At 68.5% G+C, this 14,206-nt stretch carries 16 protein-coding genes and 2 pseudogenes; 10 read left to right on the top strand and 8 right to left on the bottom strand.

The genetic code is table 11. The features are described from left to right. Window positions 1-102 precede the first annotated feature (102 nt). A complete protein-coding gene (locus OHA88_RS02750) occupies window positions 103-1,392 on the top strand; it encodes a helix-turn-helix domain-containing protein (protein ID WP_328624047.1) in 1,290 nt (429 codons plus the stop codon). On the opposite strand, the gene OHA88_RS02755 is transcribed toward OHA88_RS02750, so the two are convergent. Continuing rightward, complete coding sequence (locus tag OHA88_RS02755) at window positions 1,389-1,931, bottom strand: NUDIX hydrolase (protein WP_328624048.1); 543 nt, start codon at window positions 1,929-1,931, stop codon at window positions 1,389-1,391. The two genes, OHA88_RS02750 and OHA88_RS02755, sit on opposite strands and share 4 nt — an antisense overlap. A 216-nt stretch (window positions 1,932-2,147) precedes the next feature. Between OHA88_RS02755 and OHA88_RS02760 the strand changes: the two genes are divergently transcribed. Continuing rightward, on the top strand, window positions 2,148-2,798 hold the full coding sequence (locus tag OHA88_RS02760; protein ID WP_328624049.1) for a restriction endonuclease: 651 nt from the start codon (window positions 2,148-2,150) through the stop codon (window positions 2,796-2,798). 102 nt (window positions 2,799-2,900) lie between these two features. Here the strand turns inward: OHA88_RS02760 and OHA88_RS02765 are convergent, their stop codons facing one another. Next, window positions 2,901-3,416: a hypothetical protein gene (locus tag OHA88_RS02765; protein ID WP_328624050.1), complete on the bottom strand. Its 516-nt coding sequence runs from the start codon at window positions 3,414-3,416 to the stop codon at window positions 2,901-2,903. 94 nt (window positions 3,417-3,510) lie between these two features. Between OHA88_RS02765 and OHA88_RS02770 the strand changes: the two genes are divergently transcribed. Both OHA88_RS02770 and OHA88_RS02775 read left to right on the top strand, forming a co-directional pair. Next, window positions 3,511-3,786, top strand: a complete 276-nt coding sequence (locus OHA88_RS02770; RefSeq protein WP_328624051.1) for a DUF6233 domain-containing protein — start codon at window positions 3,511-3,513, stop codon at window positions 3,784-3,786. Between the two features lie 26 nt (window positions 3,787-3,812). After that, window positions 3,813-4,043 carry a hypothetical protein gene (locus OHA88_RS02775; protein ID WP_328624052.1) on the top strand — a complete coding sequence of 77 codons (231 nt, stop codon included), beginning with the start codon at window positions 3,813-3,815 and terminating at the stop codon, window positions 4,041-4,043. Window positions 4,044-4,138: 95 nt separating this feature from the next. Here OHA88_RS02775 and OHA88_RS02780 read toward each other — a convergent pair whose 3' ends face one another. After that, window positions 4,139-4,477, bottom strand: coding sequence for a thioredoxin family protein (locus tag OHA88_RS02780; RefSeq protein WP_328624053.1), 339 nt, complete (start codon window positions 4,475-4,477; stop codon window positions 4,139-4,141). A gap of 560 nt (window positions 4,478-5,037) precedes the next feature. Next, window positions 5,038-6,177 (bottom strand): PucR family transcriptional regulator, encoded by a 1,140-nt coding sequence (locus OHA88_RS02785; RefSeq protein ID WP_328624054.1) that lies wholly within the window; start codon window positions 6,175-6,177, stop codon window positions 5,038-5,040. Between the two features lie 87 nt (window positions 6,178-6,264). On the opposite strand from OHA88_RS02785, the gene OHA88_RS02790 reads away from it, so the two are divergent. The 3 genes from OHA88_RS02790 to OHA88_RS02800 all read left to right on the top strand — a co-directional run bounded on the left by OHA88_RS02790 (window position 6,265) and on the right by OHA88_RS02800 (window position 9,660). Further along, on the top strand, window positions 6,265-7,320 hold the full coding sequence (locus tag OHA88_RS02790) for a ferredoxin reductase (RefSeq protein ID WP_328624055.1): 1,056 nt from the start codon (window positions 6,265-6,267) through the stop codon (window positions 7,318-7,320). Window positions 7,321-7,327: 7 nt separating this feature from the next. Beyond that, complete coding sequence (locus OHA88_RS02795) at window positions 7,328-8,446, top strand: fatty acid desaturase family protein (RefSeq protein WP_328624056.1); 1,119 nt, start codon at window positions 7,328-7,330, stop codon at window positions 8,444-8,446. 956 nt (window positions 8,447-9,402) lie between these two features. Further along, window positions 9,403-9,660 (top strand): ATP-dependent DNA ligase, encoded by a 258-nt coding sequence (locus OHA88_RS02800; RefSeq protein WP_328629569.1) that lies wholly within the window; start codon window positions 9,403-9,405, stop codon window positions 9,658-9,660. Between the two features lie 66 nt (window positions 9,661-9,726). Here the strand turns inward: OHA88_RS02800 and OHA88_RS44455 are convergent, their stop codons facing one another. Further along, window positions 9,727-10,260 (bottom strand): hypothetical protein, encoded by a 534-nt coding sequence (locus OHA88_RS44455; RefSeq protein ID WP_443044159.1) that lies wholly within the window; start codon window positions 10,258-10,260, stop codon window positions 9,727-9,729. Window positions 10,261-10,850: 590 nt separating this feature from the next. Continuing rightward, window positions 10,851-10,971: pseudogene (locus OHA88_RS02810) on the bottom strand (alpha/beta fold hydrolase); the annotation flags it as partial. Window positions 10,972-11,228: 257 nt separating this feature from the next. On the opposite strand from OHA88_RS02810, the gene OHA88_RS02815 reads away from it, so the two are divergent. Continuing rightward, window positions 11,229-11,564: a DUF6233 domain-containing protein gene (locus tag OHA88_RS02815; protein ID WP_328624057.1), complete on the top strand. Its 336-nt coding sequence runs from the start codon at window positions 11,229-11,231 to the stop codon at window positions 11,562-11,564. Here the strand turns inward: OHA88_RS02815 and OHA88_RS02820 are convergent, their stop codons facing one another. Both OHA88_RS02820 and OHA88_RS02825 read right to left on the bottom strand, forming a co-directional pair. Continuing rightward, window positions 11,565-11,963: a hypothetical protein gene (locus OHA88_RS02820; protein ID WP_443044160.1), complete on the bottom strand. Its 399-nt coding sequence runs from the start codon at window positions 11,961-11,963 to the stop codon at window positions 11,565-11,567. 128 nt (window positions 11,964-12,091) lie between these two features. Beyond that, window positions 12,092-12,505, bottom strand: coding sequence for a DUF6444 domain-containing protein (locus OHA88_RS02825; RefSeq protein ID WP_328624058.1), 414 nt, complete (start codon window positions 12,503-12,505; stop codon window positions 12,092-12,094). A 36-nt stretch (window positions 12,506-12,541) separates the two neighbouring features. Between OHA88_RS02825 and OHA88_RS02830 the strand changes: the two are divergent. Beyond that, window positions 12,542-12,715: pseudogene (locus OHA88_RS02830) on the top strand (ArsR/SmtB family transcription factor); the annotation flags it as partial. A gap of 119 nt (window positions 12,716-12,834) precedes the next feature. Beyond that, entirely contained in the window at window positions 12,835-14,187 is a 1,353-nt protein-coding gene (locus OHA88_RS02835) for an MFS transporter (RefSeq protein WP_328624059.1), read from the top strand. The last annotated feature ends 19 nt before the right edge of the window (window positions 14,188-14,206 follow it).

Below are 14,206 nucleotides of genomic sequence, written 5' to 3' on the forward strand. Positions count from 1 at the left end.
GCAGTTGGATCTGCGTGAAGGCCCACGTGATTACCCAACGTGGGTAAGCTTGCGGGGCGTCAGATTCCTCTCACTGTGCGCGACTCGGGCGAGGAGGCGCCGATGCCGGCGGCGGAAGGGCCACGAGAGCTGCCACCCGCGCTTCTCACCGATCCCGAGATGATCCGGGCCTGCCGGACACGGGACTTCGCCACGATCTTCACCCTTGTGCGGCGCCGCGCCGGGATCTACCCGTCGCGCATCGCCGCCTTATGCGGCATGACCCCAAGCCGTGTCGGGGAGATCGCGGCCGGGCGACGCAAACTCGCACACATCGACGTAATCGAACGCGTGGCAGACGGGCTGCGCATCCCCGGCGCTATGCTCGGCCTCGCGCACCGCCCCTGGGAGATCCCGGCGCAAGCCACCCTCACCGAGCCCCAACCGGCGCCCCCACCACCGGCCACCCCGGTCGCCGATCTGGACAGCATCCTGAACCTGGTCGACGCCGCTCAAGTGACCCGCTCGACCCTCGCCGCCATCCAGTCATCGATCCAGGACTACTGGCGCCGCGACGACCAGCACGGCCCCGCCGCTCTGCGCCCCGCAGTCGTCGGCCAGCTGCGCCACACCCAACAGCTGATCGATAACACCCGTGAGAGCCCACTACGGCACGGCCTGCTCACGCTCGCCGCCGAGCTTGCCCGGCTCGCCGGATGGGCGTACTTCGACGCACGCCAGTTCAGCACGGCCCGCACCTACTTCACCCAGGCGCTGACGATGGCCCAAAGCGTCGGCGACCGACAGTTCATCGCCAACGTCCTTTCCTGCATGAGCCTGCAGGCCACCTACGAGGGCGATGCCAATGACGCCGCCGCGCTGGCGTGCGCGGCGCAGGACGCCGCCCGCGGCACCGACAGCCCGGACCTGGTGATGGCCATGCTGCACATGCGGGAGGCGTTCGCCCACGCCACGCTGCACGCCGGCAACGACTGCCACCGATCCATCGACAAAGCACGCGCGCACTTCGAACGGGCCGACCACGCCAGCGCCCCACAGTGGGTGCGGTACTTCGACGAGACCAAGCTGATCGTGGACACCGGCATCGCTCTCGCGCAGCTCGGCGAGCACCGGCAGGCCGAGCCGTTGATCGCCGAGGGCCTGCGCCGCGAACACCGCGACCAGCAGCGCGGGCGCGCCTTTCACGCCTTCTGGCTGGCCTCCACACAGCTGCGCAACGGCGCCTTAGACCAGGCGTGTTCCACTGCCTCGCTGGCCCTGGACCTGGCGACAAACGTGGACTCCCCGCGCATCGTCGGTCACGTGCGGGAGTTCCACACCCACCTGGCCGCGCACGCTCAGGAAGCCCCGGTGATCGCCTTCGAGGCGAAGATGCGTGAGGCGTTCTCCTAGGCCCTGTTCGCCTCGTCCAGCAGGAAGTACAGCAGGCCGATCAGGGAGCCGCTGGAGACGATCTCACGCCGGTCGATCATGCCCCGGATCTCCGTCATCGGGATCCACTCGATCCGGTCGGTCTCATTGACCTCTGTCGGCGGGCCCCCGTAAATGCCTGCCTCGGCGCGGAAGACGTAGTGCTCGGAGTCGGTGATGCCGTTCGCTGGCTGCCCGTAGATCAGTGGCTCCACGGCCTTGACCTGCCAGCCAGTCTCCTCTTCCACCTCGCGGATCGCGGCCTGCTCCGGTGTCTCCCCGGCCCCGTCCTCGATCAGGCCCATGGGAAGTTCCCATGCCCACGTGTCGGTGATGAACCGGTGCCGCCACATCATCAGCACCCGCTTTTGGTCGTCAACTACGACGGCGACGGCCAGGTGCCGAAGCTTGACAACGTGGTGCTCCCAGCGGCGGCCGTCCGGCTGCTGCACATCCGTCAGCCAGAGGCTGACCCACGGGTTCTCGTAGATCGGCCGTTCACCGTAGATCTGCCACTGCATGATGCTGCCCCTCTCGCGCCCTGTGATCGACCCCCAGCATGTCAGCCGAGCTTGACCGCTGCCTCAACTCCAGCATGCAGCAGCAGAGTCAGGTGGCAGAGCGCGAGGCGCCCGGTCGGGGCCGTCGTCATCCCGGGGGCCGATCCCCGACTGTCCACCATTTCACCGCAGTACGACTACGCTTCCGCCACAAGTGAATCCCCCGGGGGGACATCGATGCCACCACGCCGCACCAGACGCGGTTCGTCCTGCTCGTTCGCCGTCTTCGTCGCCATATGGGGCGTGGGCGTCCCGCTCGCCGTGCTCATCCAGGTCGTCGCGCACGTCCCGGCCGTCGGTATCCCGCTGCTCCTGGCCGCGGTCGCCGGCGGCGTGGTCTACGTAGTGCGCCGCACCCGCAAGGCCGAGCAGCGCCGGCTCGAGGCGGCCCGCCTGGCGCAGTTGCGCGAGGTGCAGTCACGTGAGATCGCCCGGTACCACGTCCTCGGGCCCAAGGAGTTCGAGCACGCCATCGCGTACCTGTGCCAGCGGGACGGTTGCACGGACGTTCTGGTGAGCGGCGGCGCCGGAGACCTCGGAGCCGACGTCACAGCGACGGCCCCGGACGGCCGGCGGATCGTCATCCAGTGCAAACGCTACGGGCCCACCAACAAGGTCGGCTCCCCGGATATGCAGCGGTTCGGCGGTACCTGCTACTCCGTGCACCGCGCCCACATCCCGGTCATGGTCACGACGAGCACCTTCACCCGGCAGGCCGTCGGCTACGCGGCCGCGCAGAGGATCCTCCTGTACGGCGAGCAGGAACTTGCCGGCTGGGCGTCGCGGACCGGCCCGGCCCCGTGGCACGACCACCAGCCAGCCGCATAACGCCTGCGCCGACGACGGGGCCCGACCATCACGGCCGGGGCCCGTGGTCGTTCCGGGGGTCAGTTGTCGAGGTCGCGCCACGGCCCGACGTACTGCGCGTCGTCATCCTGCCCGTGTGGCGTCCGGCCTGGGCCCGAACGCCCGCCCGCACCGCGGGTGGGCGATCGGCCACGCCGCGGCGTCCTCCACGGTGCGCAGCGTGCCTGTGGCCTTGTCGGGGCCCTTGTGGCTGGTCCAGCCGCACCCGATGCCGTCGAAGACCTCCATGTTCTGCACGCCGGCCTCCCGCGCCCTGTTCAGGGTCCCTGAGTTGTAGGCCACTGCCGACTTGGCGAGGGTCGCCGACTCCGCCCAGGCCTGCACCGGCACCCGTGCCCCGTTGCGGTAGATCACGTACTGCAGTTGGTGCTCGGCGGCCAGCCGGTCGGCCAGCGACCTGGCGGCCTGCAGCGCCGTGGTGTTCCCTGCCGCGAGCAGCGGCACCTCACGGCGCGCGGCCTCGCGTACGGCCCGGTAGAACGCGGCCGCCATGCGCTGCTCCTCCTGTGAGCGGCGCAGGAAGTCGGCGTACGAGTCGGACGCCAGCGACTGCACGCCTCGGCGTGGATCAGGGTCCACGTGAACCGGCCACCCAGGGCTTCGGCGGCCTGCTGCGCCCCCTGCTCTCCCTCCCGACCTGCTTCGCCTCCGCACCCTGCGGACCTGGCACGCCATGTGGGTGGTGCGCATCAACGAAGCCATCGCGGCAGCCGAGCAGCGGGAACGGGAGAAGCGGCAGGGCGAGGAGCGACGGCCGCCGACCCCGGACTGGATCATGGAGTTCGGCATCGGCGTCGGCCAGCGCCCCATCGAGGTGCACGTCGGCGGGTGCTACGCAGCCAGAAAGCGGCAGCGACCGATCACCCGCGAGCAGGCTGTAGCCGCCCTCAATGAAGGGATCCGAGCCTGCATCCACTGTCGGCCCGACACCGAACTGGGCGTGCTGTGAGCGGAGAGCTGTCACAGGCTGGACGTGTGGAGTTTCCGATCAAGGTGGCGCTGGCGCAGGCTGTCCCGACCCTGCCTGACGGGCTGGGTTGGTGGTTCGAGCCGAAGTTCGACGGGCACCGCGCGGCGCTGCGCCGCACCGACGACACGGTGATCTTGTATGCCCGGTCTGGGCGGGTCGTCACCCCGCAGTGGATGGACCTTGCCGTGGCTGGCATGGAGCTGCGCCCGGGCACCGTCCTGGACGGGGTTATGTGACCTGTGGGGGTGTCTCAGCCCCAAGGTATCTCAGGCGGCGCAGCTCCCATAGACGAGACGTGACGGGCGTCGCGGCCACGTGCCGCAGCGGCCGCTCAGAGGTGGCCGTCCAGGAACTTCCGTACCTCGGCGATGGTCATAGGCCCCGTGCCGTGCGCCACAGCCTCTCCCTCCTTCAGCAGGACGTAGGACGGGGCTCCGGTGATCCCGTATCGCTCGGTTGCGGCCGGACAACGCGTGATGTCGGCGCGGACGGCCGTCAGGCGGCCCGTGTATTCGTCGGCGATGCCACCCACGACGAGGTCCATCACCCGGCAGGGCTCGATTGCCTTGGGCCATGTCCCGGTGAAGTATGCGAGGACCGGAACTCCGCTCATCCCGAGGATGAAATTGAACTCCGCGTCCTCACGGGGTCGGTGAACCCGCTTCGTCATGGAAGCTCCTGACCTCACAATCCGTCATTCCACCCCCATTATCCCTCGCGCGGTGTGCCAGGCCGGCCCAATCGGTCGTCCGGTTGACTGTCGGAAGGGAGCCACGGGGCCGTCGCAGAACCACGGTGGTCCCCGGCGCGAGCGGCCCGGCCCCCGCCCCTGGTGACCCGGCCTGGCCGCCCCGCCTGTCACCCAGCTGCAGCCCGCCGCGCGCCTGTGGGTCAGCTCGTGCCAGGACAGCGCCCTCCACGACGACATGAAAGCCGTTTTCCAGGGCGTAGCGGCCCAGCTCATCGACCAGATGCTCGATGAGCGCGTCGACGAGCGGGCCGGTGCGCATCGTCCACCGGATCCAGTCGAGCCGTATCCGTCACCGCGCTTCTCAGAGACAGCGCCCCCGACGGGCTTCCCGAGGCCTTGTCTGATCTTCACATCAACCCCCGGTCTCAGCTGGCTAATACCTCTCTTCCCCGGGCCGCATGAGCCAGCTGATGGCACCGAGAACGAGGCACGATTCCTGGACTGCTCGCAGACGCGGGCGTGGACGGTCGAAGGGCGCGTCAGCTGACCCGAAGACCGACCGCCAGCGTCAGTTCAAGGACCCGCTGTGGCGATGCGAGATCCGGAAATAGCTCCCGCAGCTGCGACATCCGGTACCGGACTGTCTGGGGATGGACGAACAACGCCGCCGCCACCTCGTCCCGCCTGCCCTGGTGCAGCAGCCACGCCCGCAACGTCTCCTCCAGCCGCCGTGCGGTCGCGACAGGCAAGGTCCGCAACGGTGCGAGGGCTCGGGCACGCAGGTCTGCGAACGCGTCCGCGTCAGCGCTCAGCACCAGCTCGGGCAGGTGGTCCTCGGTGTCGCGAATATCAGAGGAGAGGGAGCGCGCGCGTACGGCTCGTGCGTACGAGGCGGACGCACGAGTCCATGGCCGGGCCGGGCCGACCACGGCGGTGCGGTCGGTCAGCTGCCGCAAGAGATGTGATCGGTCGGCATCGGGGACGAGCAGCACACCGGTGGCGTCCGGCAGATCGTCGAGGACGAGGGTGCTCGGGTCGAGCGCGCGGTAGGCAGGCCGGGCCTGGGCGGCGGGCAGCAGGACCGAGGTCAGTGAAACCGGAGGCTGCCACCCGGCCTGCTGAGCAGAGGCCAGCAGCACGTCCGGGCTCGCGCCGGCGAGGAGGTCGCGGGCCAGGTGTTCCAGGTGGCGCTCGTGGGCCCGGCCCCGGGCGGCCAGTTCGTCGGCGTGGCCTGCGGCGCTCGCGGCGGAGAGCTCGTCGATGTAGGCGAAGGTCAGCTCGGCGAACTTGGCGACCTCGGCGGCGGGCAGACCTGCGGGTACGGCACCCGCTGCCAGGCATCGCCAGGCCACGCGGGCGCCGACGCGGTAGGCGCTGAGCAGGGCGTCCATCGAACGGCCGTCGCGCACCTCGCCGCGGCCCAGCTCGTAGGCTGCGTCACCGGCGTCGCCGCCTGTGGCGTTCCCGCTCGCGAGGTCCAGGTAGTGCCCCAGGGCGGTGCGGACGGCTCGGCGGATGGTGGCGCCCATGCGGCCCGAAAGGGCGTTGGCGTAGGGAGGGACCTTGTCGATGATCGCCTGGACGACCTCGTCGGCGGTGGTCTTCAGCGCGGCCCGAAGTGCGGTGACCGTCGTCTCATCCAGGGCCAGTTCGCTGGTCCTCCGGATTGCATGGCTCACGTTTTTGTTCCCTGCGAACAATTCAGCCGACCAGATTTACGTCCTGCGGTCAGGACTTTACGCCTTGAGGCGCAGCAAGCTGTGGTCATGACGAGTACAGCCCTCCGCAGCAGGGCGTGGAAACTGCTGGAGATGGTCACGACGCCGCTGCTGCCGTCGGACTACCTCGACCTGGTCAGCCCGCTGCGTGCGGGCGCTGACCTGCGTGGGCGCATCGAGGCCGTGCACCCCGAGACGGGTGACGCCGCGACCATCGTGATCAGGCCGGGACGGGGCTGGCGCGGCCACACGGCCGGTCAGTACGTGCGGATCGGGGTCGACGTCGACGGGGTGCGCCTGTGGCGCGCCTACTCCCTCACCTCGCCGACAAACCGCCAGGACGGCCGCGTCACGATCACCGTGAAGGCGATCCCGGACGGCAAGGTCAGCAACCACCTGGTCCGCAGGGCAAAACCGGGCACGCTGATCCAGCTCGACCAGCCGAACGGGGACTTCGTGCTGCCGCAGGCCAAGCCCGCCAAGGTGCTCTACCTGACGGCCGGCAGCGGCATCACGCCCGTGATGGGCATGCTGCGCGACATCGAGTTCGACGACGTCGTCATGGTCCACTGCGCGCCACAGCCGCAAGACGTGATCTTCCGCAACGAACTGCACGACCTGGTCGCGGACAAGAAGCTGCGGCTCACCGAGGTGCACACCGACACAGACGGCATGCTCGACATCGCCCGTCTCAACGAACTCGTGCCCGACTGGGCCGAGCGCGAGACCTGGGCCTGCGGGCCCGCGGGCCTGCTCGACGCCGCCGAAGAGCACTGGACCGAGCACGGCGTACAAGAGCGCCTGCACACCGAACGCTTCCGCCCCAGCATCGCCGTCGCCGGCGACGGTGGCGAGGTCACGTTCAGCGCCACCGGCAAGACCGTCGACGCGGACGGCGCCACGCCGTTGCTGGACATCGGCGAGGAGGCCGGCGTGCTCATGCCCTCCGGGTGCCGCATGGGCATCTGCTTCGGCTGCGTCACGCCGCTCAAGGCGGGCGCCGTCCGCGACCTGCGCACCGGCGAGATCACCGAGGCCGAGCCGGGCGTCCTCATCCAGACCTGCGTGTCCGCCGCGGCGGGCCCCTGCGACATCGAACGGTAGGAGCACCTTGACCGCCATCGACCCCACCGCCCACCTGACCGCGGAGCAGATCGAGGAGCTCGGCCGCGAGCTGGACGCGATCCGCGACGAGGTGATCGCCAGCCGCGGCGAGAAAGACGCCGCCTACATCCGCAAGGTCATCTCGGCGCAGCGCAAGCTCGAGCTGGTCAGCAGGGGCGTGCTGCTGTTCTCGATCTTCCCGCCCGCGTGGCTGCTCGGCACCGCCGGTCTGTCCGTGGCGAAGATCATGGACAACATGGAGATCGGCCACAACGTCCTGCACGGCCAGTGGGACTGGATGCGAGACCCGAAGATTCACTCCACCACCTGGGAGTGGGATCACGTCTCGCCGTCCGAGCAGTGGAAGCACTCGCACAACGAGCTGCACCACACGTACACCAACGTGATCGGCAAAGACAACGACCTCGGCTACGGCATCATGCGCGTCGACGAAGACCAGAAGTGGCAGCCGCTCCACCTCGGCCAGCCGCTGTGGAACTTCATCAACGCCTGCTTCTTCGAGTACGGCATCGCAGCGTACGACCTCGAGCTCGGCAAGAACCTGCACAAGCGCCGCCGCAAGAACCCGGAGTTCCGCGCGCGGGCCAAGGCCGTGGGCCGCAAGATCCGCAAGCAGGTGCTCAAGGACTACGTGATCCACCCGCTGCTGTCGGGCCCATCGTTCCTCACCACGCTCGCCGCCACGTTCACCGCGAACCTGGTCCGCAACATCTGGTCCCACTCGGTGATCATGTGCGGGCACTTCCCCGAGGGCGTGCAGGTCTTCGAGCGCCGGTCGATCAAGGGCGAGACGCGCGGCCAGTGGTACCTGCGCCAGATGATGGGCTCGGCGAACATCAGCGGCAGCAGGGCCTTGCACTTCATGACCGGCAACCTGTCGCACCAGATCGAGCACCACCTGTTCCCGGACCTGCCGAGCAACCGGTACGCCGAGGTCGCGGTGAAGGTGCGCGCGCTGTTCGAGAAGTACGAGCTGGAGTACGTCACCGGGCCGCTGCCCAAGCAGGTGTTCTCCGCGTGGCGCAAGGTCTTCCGGCTCTCGCTGCCGAACAAGAAGCCCAAGGTCAAGACGCCGGACCGCGAGCAGGAGCTCGTCGCGGCCTGATTCCCGGTATTGGTTCAGATCTTTCGGCCGTCGTACCGGCGGCACCGCCAGGTTCGGTGAGATCCGTTGCGGACGGTGGGCGGCCGCGACATCAGACCGTACGACACGGGATCCGGGCAGCCCGGTGTCCGGCTGCGCTGCCTGGACGTGCGCCAGGAGCTCAGCACACAGCCCCCGGCGAGGTGTTGTAGTGCGCTGACCTGCCGTGGTCGGGCCGGTAGTCGGGTGCGTACGCGCACTCGGTTTGCCGACGGGCGGGCTGGGTGGAAGGCATGGGCTGTGCCGTGGGCACTGCTAGAACCGATGCTCGCCTCCCCTGTGTCCGACCCTGCGCTGCTGCCGGGGCGGTGAGCCGAAGTGGGACGGGTGGCGGGCCCTGGTCTCCGTCGACGTGGGCCGGGTAGTGCTGCACTCACGGCGGGGCACGAGCCTGGCGGCTTCGTTCCCGGAGATCGAATCCGGGAGCATCCAGCTGCCGGACGCGACGGCACTGGACGGTGTTATGTCGTGTGGGAGAACGACCGGCTCGCCTTCGAACGGCTTTAGCAACGCCAGCACCGCAGGTCAGCAGCCGCAGGCCGGGCGGCCACGCAGTGGCCAAGCGCGGCGTCCGCGTCGTTGGGGCGGGCTCAGCCGTTTGTTCAGGATGACGGCAGAGAGCGCGGCGAACCCGAAAAGGCTGATCAGCAGCGGCAGGCGGGACTCCGCGCCGCCGAGACCGATCATCCCGCCTGGCCGCCATGTCCCTGACCGCCGCACTCGTCACACCGTGGACAGCCGCCGGCACAGTACGCCACCGAGCCCAGCAAAGCTGAAAACACCGCGGGTGTCGACGAACCGGTCGCGGTCCCCGGCTCAAACGGCGACCAACGTGCATGTTCAGCGGTTGAGGCCAACAGGAATCCGCGAACTCGCGCGCTTCCTGCTGGGACGTCCTACACCACCCCGACCCAGCGATCGGGGACTGCCGGAGCCGCCCCTCCGTTGAGCGCTGCACCTTGCTGCTGGACCTGCTCGCCGATGTGGGGCCACCGATCCAGCCCACCCCCGCCACTGACGACCGCGCTGTGGCCATGCACTGGTACGAGGCACTCCAGGATCAGGGCATCGAGGGGATCATCGCGAAACGCGGCAGCGCCAGCTATCCGGCCGGGCGCCGCGGGTGGATGAAAATCCGAAACAGGATGAATTGCATTGGTTGCAACAGTTCGTAGGGCCTCGCCATGAACGTCCTGGCTGATCAGAGACCCTGATGCGGGAAACGCCCGGAGCTCCCTTACTCAACTGACCAGCGCCGCTCGGTATAGACGCAACAATGATGCGTTTGATACAACGGCGGGCATGGTCGCTGAGGCACCGGGCTCGGTGCGTCTTGCCCTGGCCCCGAACGTTGTCCTTCTGAACCCGGAGCCAGCGGTTTCCTCTGCAATGAAGGAGGGATGGGCTCGGCAGCAGTCCGCGCGGTTTCTCCAGGCTTCGACGATCCAGCCCCGGCTGCGTCTGATCCAACGGTTCGAGGAGTTCACGGGGTTGTACCCGTGGCAGTGGACTCCCGCCGATGGCGAGGCGTTCATCGTCCACCTTCGCAGCGGGGCCAAGCCGATCCAGTTGTCTACGGCTCGGTCGTACGAGGTGGTGATCGAGGACCGCGCGGTCGGTGTCGGTGAACCTGGGCTGGCCGAGCTGGCGTGCAGGACCAGCAGTTGGTGCCGCAGCGCGAGGATCTCGATGTCTTTGTCCCGATCGCTCATCGGCAACAGGCGCAGGAGCGCGCAGGTGTTGGTCACGGCGAGGTAGGTCAGGCGCAGCAGCACGACAGATCATGATGCCGCCCGGCACCTGTCCCGTGAAGATCGAGGGACGAACAGCGGGTGCCGCCCAGAAATCGGCGCTCAAGGCTGCCACCTGCACGGATGATTTATCGGCACCCGCAGCGCAGTCCTGAGATTTCTCTCGGGAAGTTGACCCCGCGGGGTCGGCTTCTCCTCCCTTCAGGCCGGAAATGACGAACCGTCAGTACTTATCTCATCTTCTGGCCAAATTCAAAGAGGGGATTGACGGATCGCCCTGACCGTCCATACCCATCCCTTGGGCGGGTTCAAATAATGCTCGTCCGTAAGAGTTCCTGCCATTCGGAATAGGGTCATCGCTGACTCTTCGGCGGGTGGGCGGCAGAAGAATTCGGATCAATCTTTTTTTCATCCCCGGCAAGGGGCTCAGCCCGTCGGTCCGGTCAGGCCGGGTGCACCGACCGGCCAGCCCGGTCCCGGACCGATTGGGATCGAGCCGCCGCAGCCACCCGACCAGACTCTTTCGCCACAATTGCCCCCTCTCTCCCCACTTGCACGCGCACAGCTTCTTTCGCAGGCCTGGAAGCGCCGTCATCGGTGCGCCGGACCGTGCGTCAGGTGGGGAGGGAGGCGAGCCAGCCTGTCAGGAGTGGGTTGGTCCCTTGGGCGTTCTTGCTGGATGAAGTGGCCGCAGCCGTCGAGGACGTGCGAGGCGGCAAGGCCGGGCAGGGTGGTGAGCGGTCGAGGCTCGGGTCCTCGTCCCGTTCATAGGCCCACTCGTCCTCCGCTGTCCTCTTCCGCACCTCGCGTGTGCGGGCGGCCTGCCGGAGAGCGGCCTCCGCCCAGCGCTGAACAAACTCCTGAGCCGCGTGCGTTGCGTTGATCTGAGGGTCGACGAAGAAGGCCATGCGGCGAGGTTAGTGAGCTTCACCTGCTGGTGGGGCGAAATCGAGAGTCGGTCCGGTCCGGCCAGGGAGCGCAAACTGGAACATATGTACGATCTGCCACCCGACCTGCTTCGCCTTCGTACCCTGCGGACCTGGCATGCCATGTGGGTGGCCCGGCTCGACGAAGCCATTGCCGCGGCCGAGCAGCAGGAGCGAGAGAAACAGCGGGGCGAGGAAGCTCGTCCACCGACCCCGGACTGGATCATCGAGCTGGGCATCGGTGTCGGCTCCCGACCGATCGAGGTCCACGTCGGCGGGTGCTACGCAGCAGGGAAGCGGCGCCGCGCCCTCACCCGCGAGCAGGCACTCGCCGCGCTCGCCGACGGGATCCGGGCGTGCATCCACTGCCGGCCAGACACCGAGCTCGAGGTCCTCGGATAGTCAGGCGCTGCGCGGCTTCCGGCTGGAAGTCTTCTTCGCCGTGGTCTTCTTCGCTGCGGCCTTCTTGGCTGGCGCCTTCTTCGCCGTCTTCTTCGCGGCCGCCCTCTTGCGGGACTTCATCTCGTGGACCGTGGCGTGCTCGCCCGTCTCACCGCGGGACTCGCGGGCCCTCTGTACGGACGCATTCAGAGCCGCCATCAGGTCGAGGACCTGACTGGGCTGCGGCGCCTCCCCCTCGGTCGGCTGGGCCGGTTCCTTGCCTTCACTCTTTGCCTCGATGAGCTCTTCCAGGGCGTCGCGATACACGTCGCGGAACCCCGAGATGTCGTCGATGGTCATGCTCTCGGCAAGCTGCACGGCTTGCTCGATCTCGTCCTCGTCCAACTCGGATTCGCGCATACCAGCCACGCGGCGCGAGTGGCGAGCCGCGGCCCGTAACTGGGCCCGGCCGCGCGCCCACGCGGGAATGTCGCCCACGGTGGTGCTACCGCAGCGCGCGCAGGTCTTCGCTGCGATCCGGTACTCGGTCACGTGCGGGCGCGGCGGCGGGGCGGCACGTCAAACACCTGATGCCGTCGCTCGTCGAAGACGAGGGCGTGCGCGAGGTCGGCGCCACAGCCGCAGCAGGCGGCGGGCTCGCGCCGCACGATTTCGTCGGGATCCTCGACCAGTCGCAGCGTGGTCCCCGGCGCCCCGTTCTGCTTGCCCCGGCGCTTCCCGGACAACGTGCGGGAGGACCGCTTCGGTGCGGGCTTGGCGAACGCCGGGTCCGACGACGGCGGCCTGGACGAGTTCGAGGAGTCCTTGCCGAGCCGCCGCTCCAACTCCTCCACCCGCGCGGCCAACTGCTCGATCAGGGTGGCCTGCGCGATGATCGTGGCGTCCTTCGCCGCGAGCAGGAGCGTCAACTCCTCAGACGAGGGCCCGCTCCCGGACTCCATGACCCGTAGCTTATCGATCTTGGGACCCGCACCGGTGAGCTGGCCCACGCCTGGGAACTCACACCCCCCGAAGTCTCCCGCCACCTCGCAGTGCTGCACCGCGCGGGCCTGCTCACGACCCGGCACCAGGGGCGCTACGTCCGTTACACCCTCAACCTGCCCGATCTGGCGGCGCTGGGCGGCGATCTGCTGGCAGCCGTACTGCGCTGAGCTGTGTCCCCGAATTCGGGGGATGCACTCCGGCCGGGACCTCGCGGACCATGGGCGTGAGTACGTGTCCAGACAAGCCCTCTACCTCGCCAACCAGGCAGGGATCGGACGGTCGACCGGTGCGAAGGTTCACGGTGCTCTGCGGGGGCTACATCGCCAGCATGACGGGCACGGCGCTGACCGCGTTCGCGCTCACCGTCTGGATCTATCTGGAGACCGGCTCGACGATCCAGTTCGCCATCGGGTTCATCCTGTCGCTGCTGCCCGCGATCGCGCTCTCTCCTTTCGCCGGAGCGCTGGTCGACCGCTGGAACCGGCGCACGGTGATGCTCGCCAGCGACATGGTGGGGGTGTGCACGAGCCTGTCCCTGGCCGTGCTGTCCGGCCTGGGTGTTCTTCAGCCGTGGCACATCTTCATCACCATCACCGTCCGCTCGGCGCTGGGGGCGTTCCTGGTGCCTGCCTTGAATGCGAGCGTGACGCAGCTCGCCCCGCGCAATCAACTGGGGCGCGCCAACGGGATGGTGATGACGGCGACCGCGGTGAGTCAGACCGTGGCTCCGGCTCTCGGCGGGCTGCTCATCGTCGCGATCGGTCTGCCCGGGATCCTCACCATCGACTGTCTGACGTTCTTGCTGAACATCGCCATTCTTCTGCGGATCCGCATTCCCCGGCCCGCTGCGCCGGAGCACAGGCCGGCCGGCATTTTCGGGGAGATCCGCGAGGGCTGGCGCCACCTCACCACCAGGCGTGGTCTGGTCCCGCTGCTCTGCTTCTATGCCGCTCTGAATCTGGCGGTCGGCTTCGTCGACGTTCTCTTCACGCCGCTGGTGATCGGGATGGCTTCGGTGACGGCGCTCGGTGCAGTGCTGTCGGCGGGTGGGGTCGGCATGTTCCTCGGCGGTGCCACCATGGCCGCGTGGGGTGGGCCGCCGAAGCGGATCCACGGCATCGCGGGGCTGGCCGTGCCGCTCGGTTTCTTCCTCTGTCTGGGTGCCCTGCGTCCGAACATCGTCCTGGTCGCCATCGCGGCCTTCGGCTTCCAGTTCTCCACGATGATCATCGACGGCACCAGCCGGAGTGTTCTGCAGACCGAGGTGGAGCCCGGGATGCAAGGCCGCGCCTTCGCCACCTTCAACATGATCACCAACACGGTGCTGTTCGCGGGCTACATGCTCGCCGGTCCCGTTTCCGAGCGGATCTTCGAACCGTTGCTGCGTCCGGACGGTGCCCTGGCCGACACGGTCGGCAAGGTGATCGGCGTCGGTACCGGTCGCGGCTCGGCCTTCCTCATCCTGCTGCTCGGGGTGGCCGTCCTGATCGTCGCGCGGCTCGGCTACCTCTCACGCGATCTGTGCGCGCTGCGCGACGACGTACCGCTGACCGCACCGGCAGCCGCGGACGCGGCACCGAAGCCGCGGACGGACGCCGCGGGCTCCCCCTCGGACCGTGAGCCGGTCGCCCGCTCTTGAGGTCGCCCGTCCTCGACCA

Source organism: Streptomyces sp. NBC_00353 (assembly GCF_036108815.1).
Taxonomy (GTDB): Bacteria; Actinomycetota; Actinomycetes; order Streptomycetales; family Streptomycetaceae; genus Streptomyces.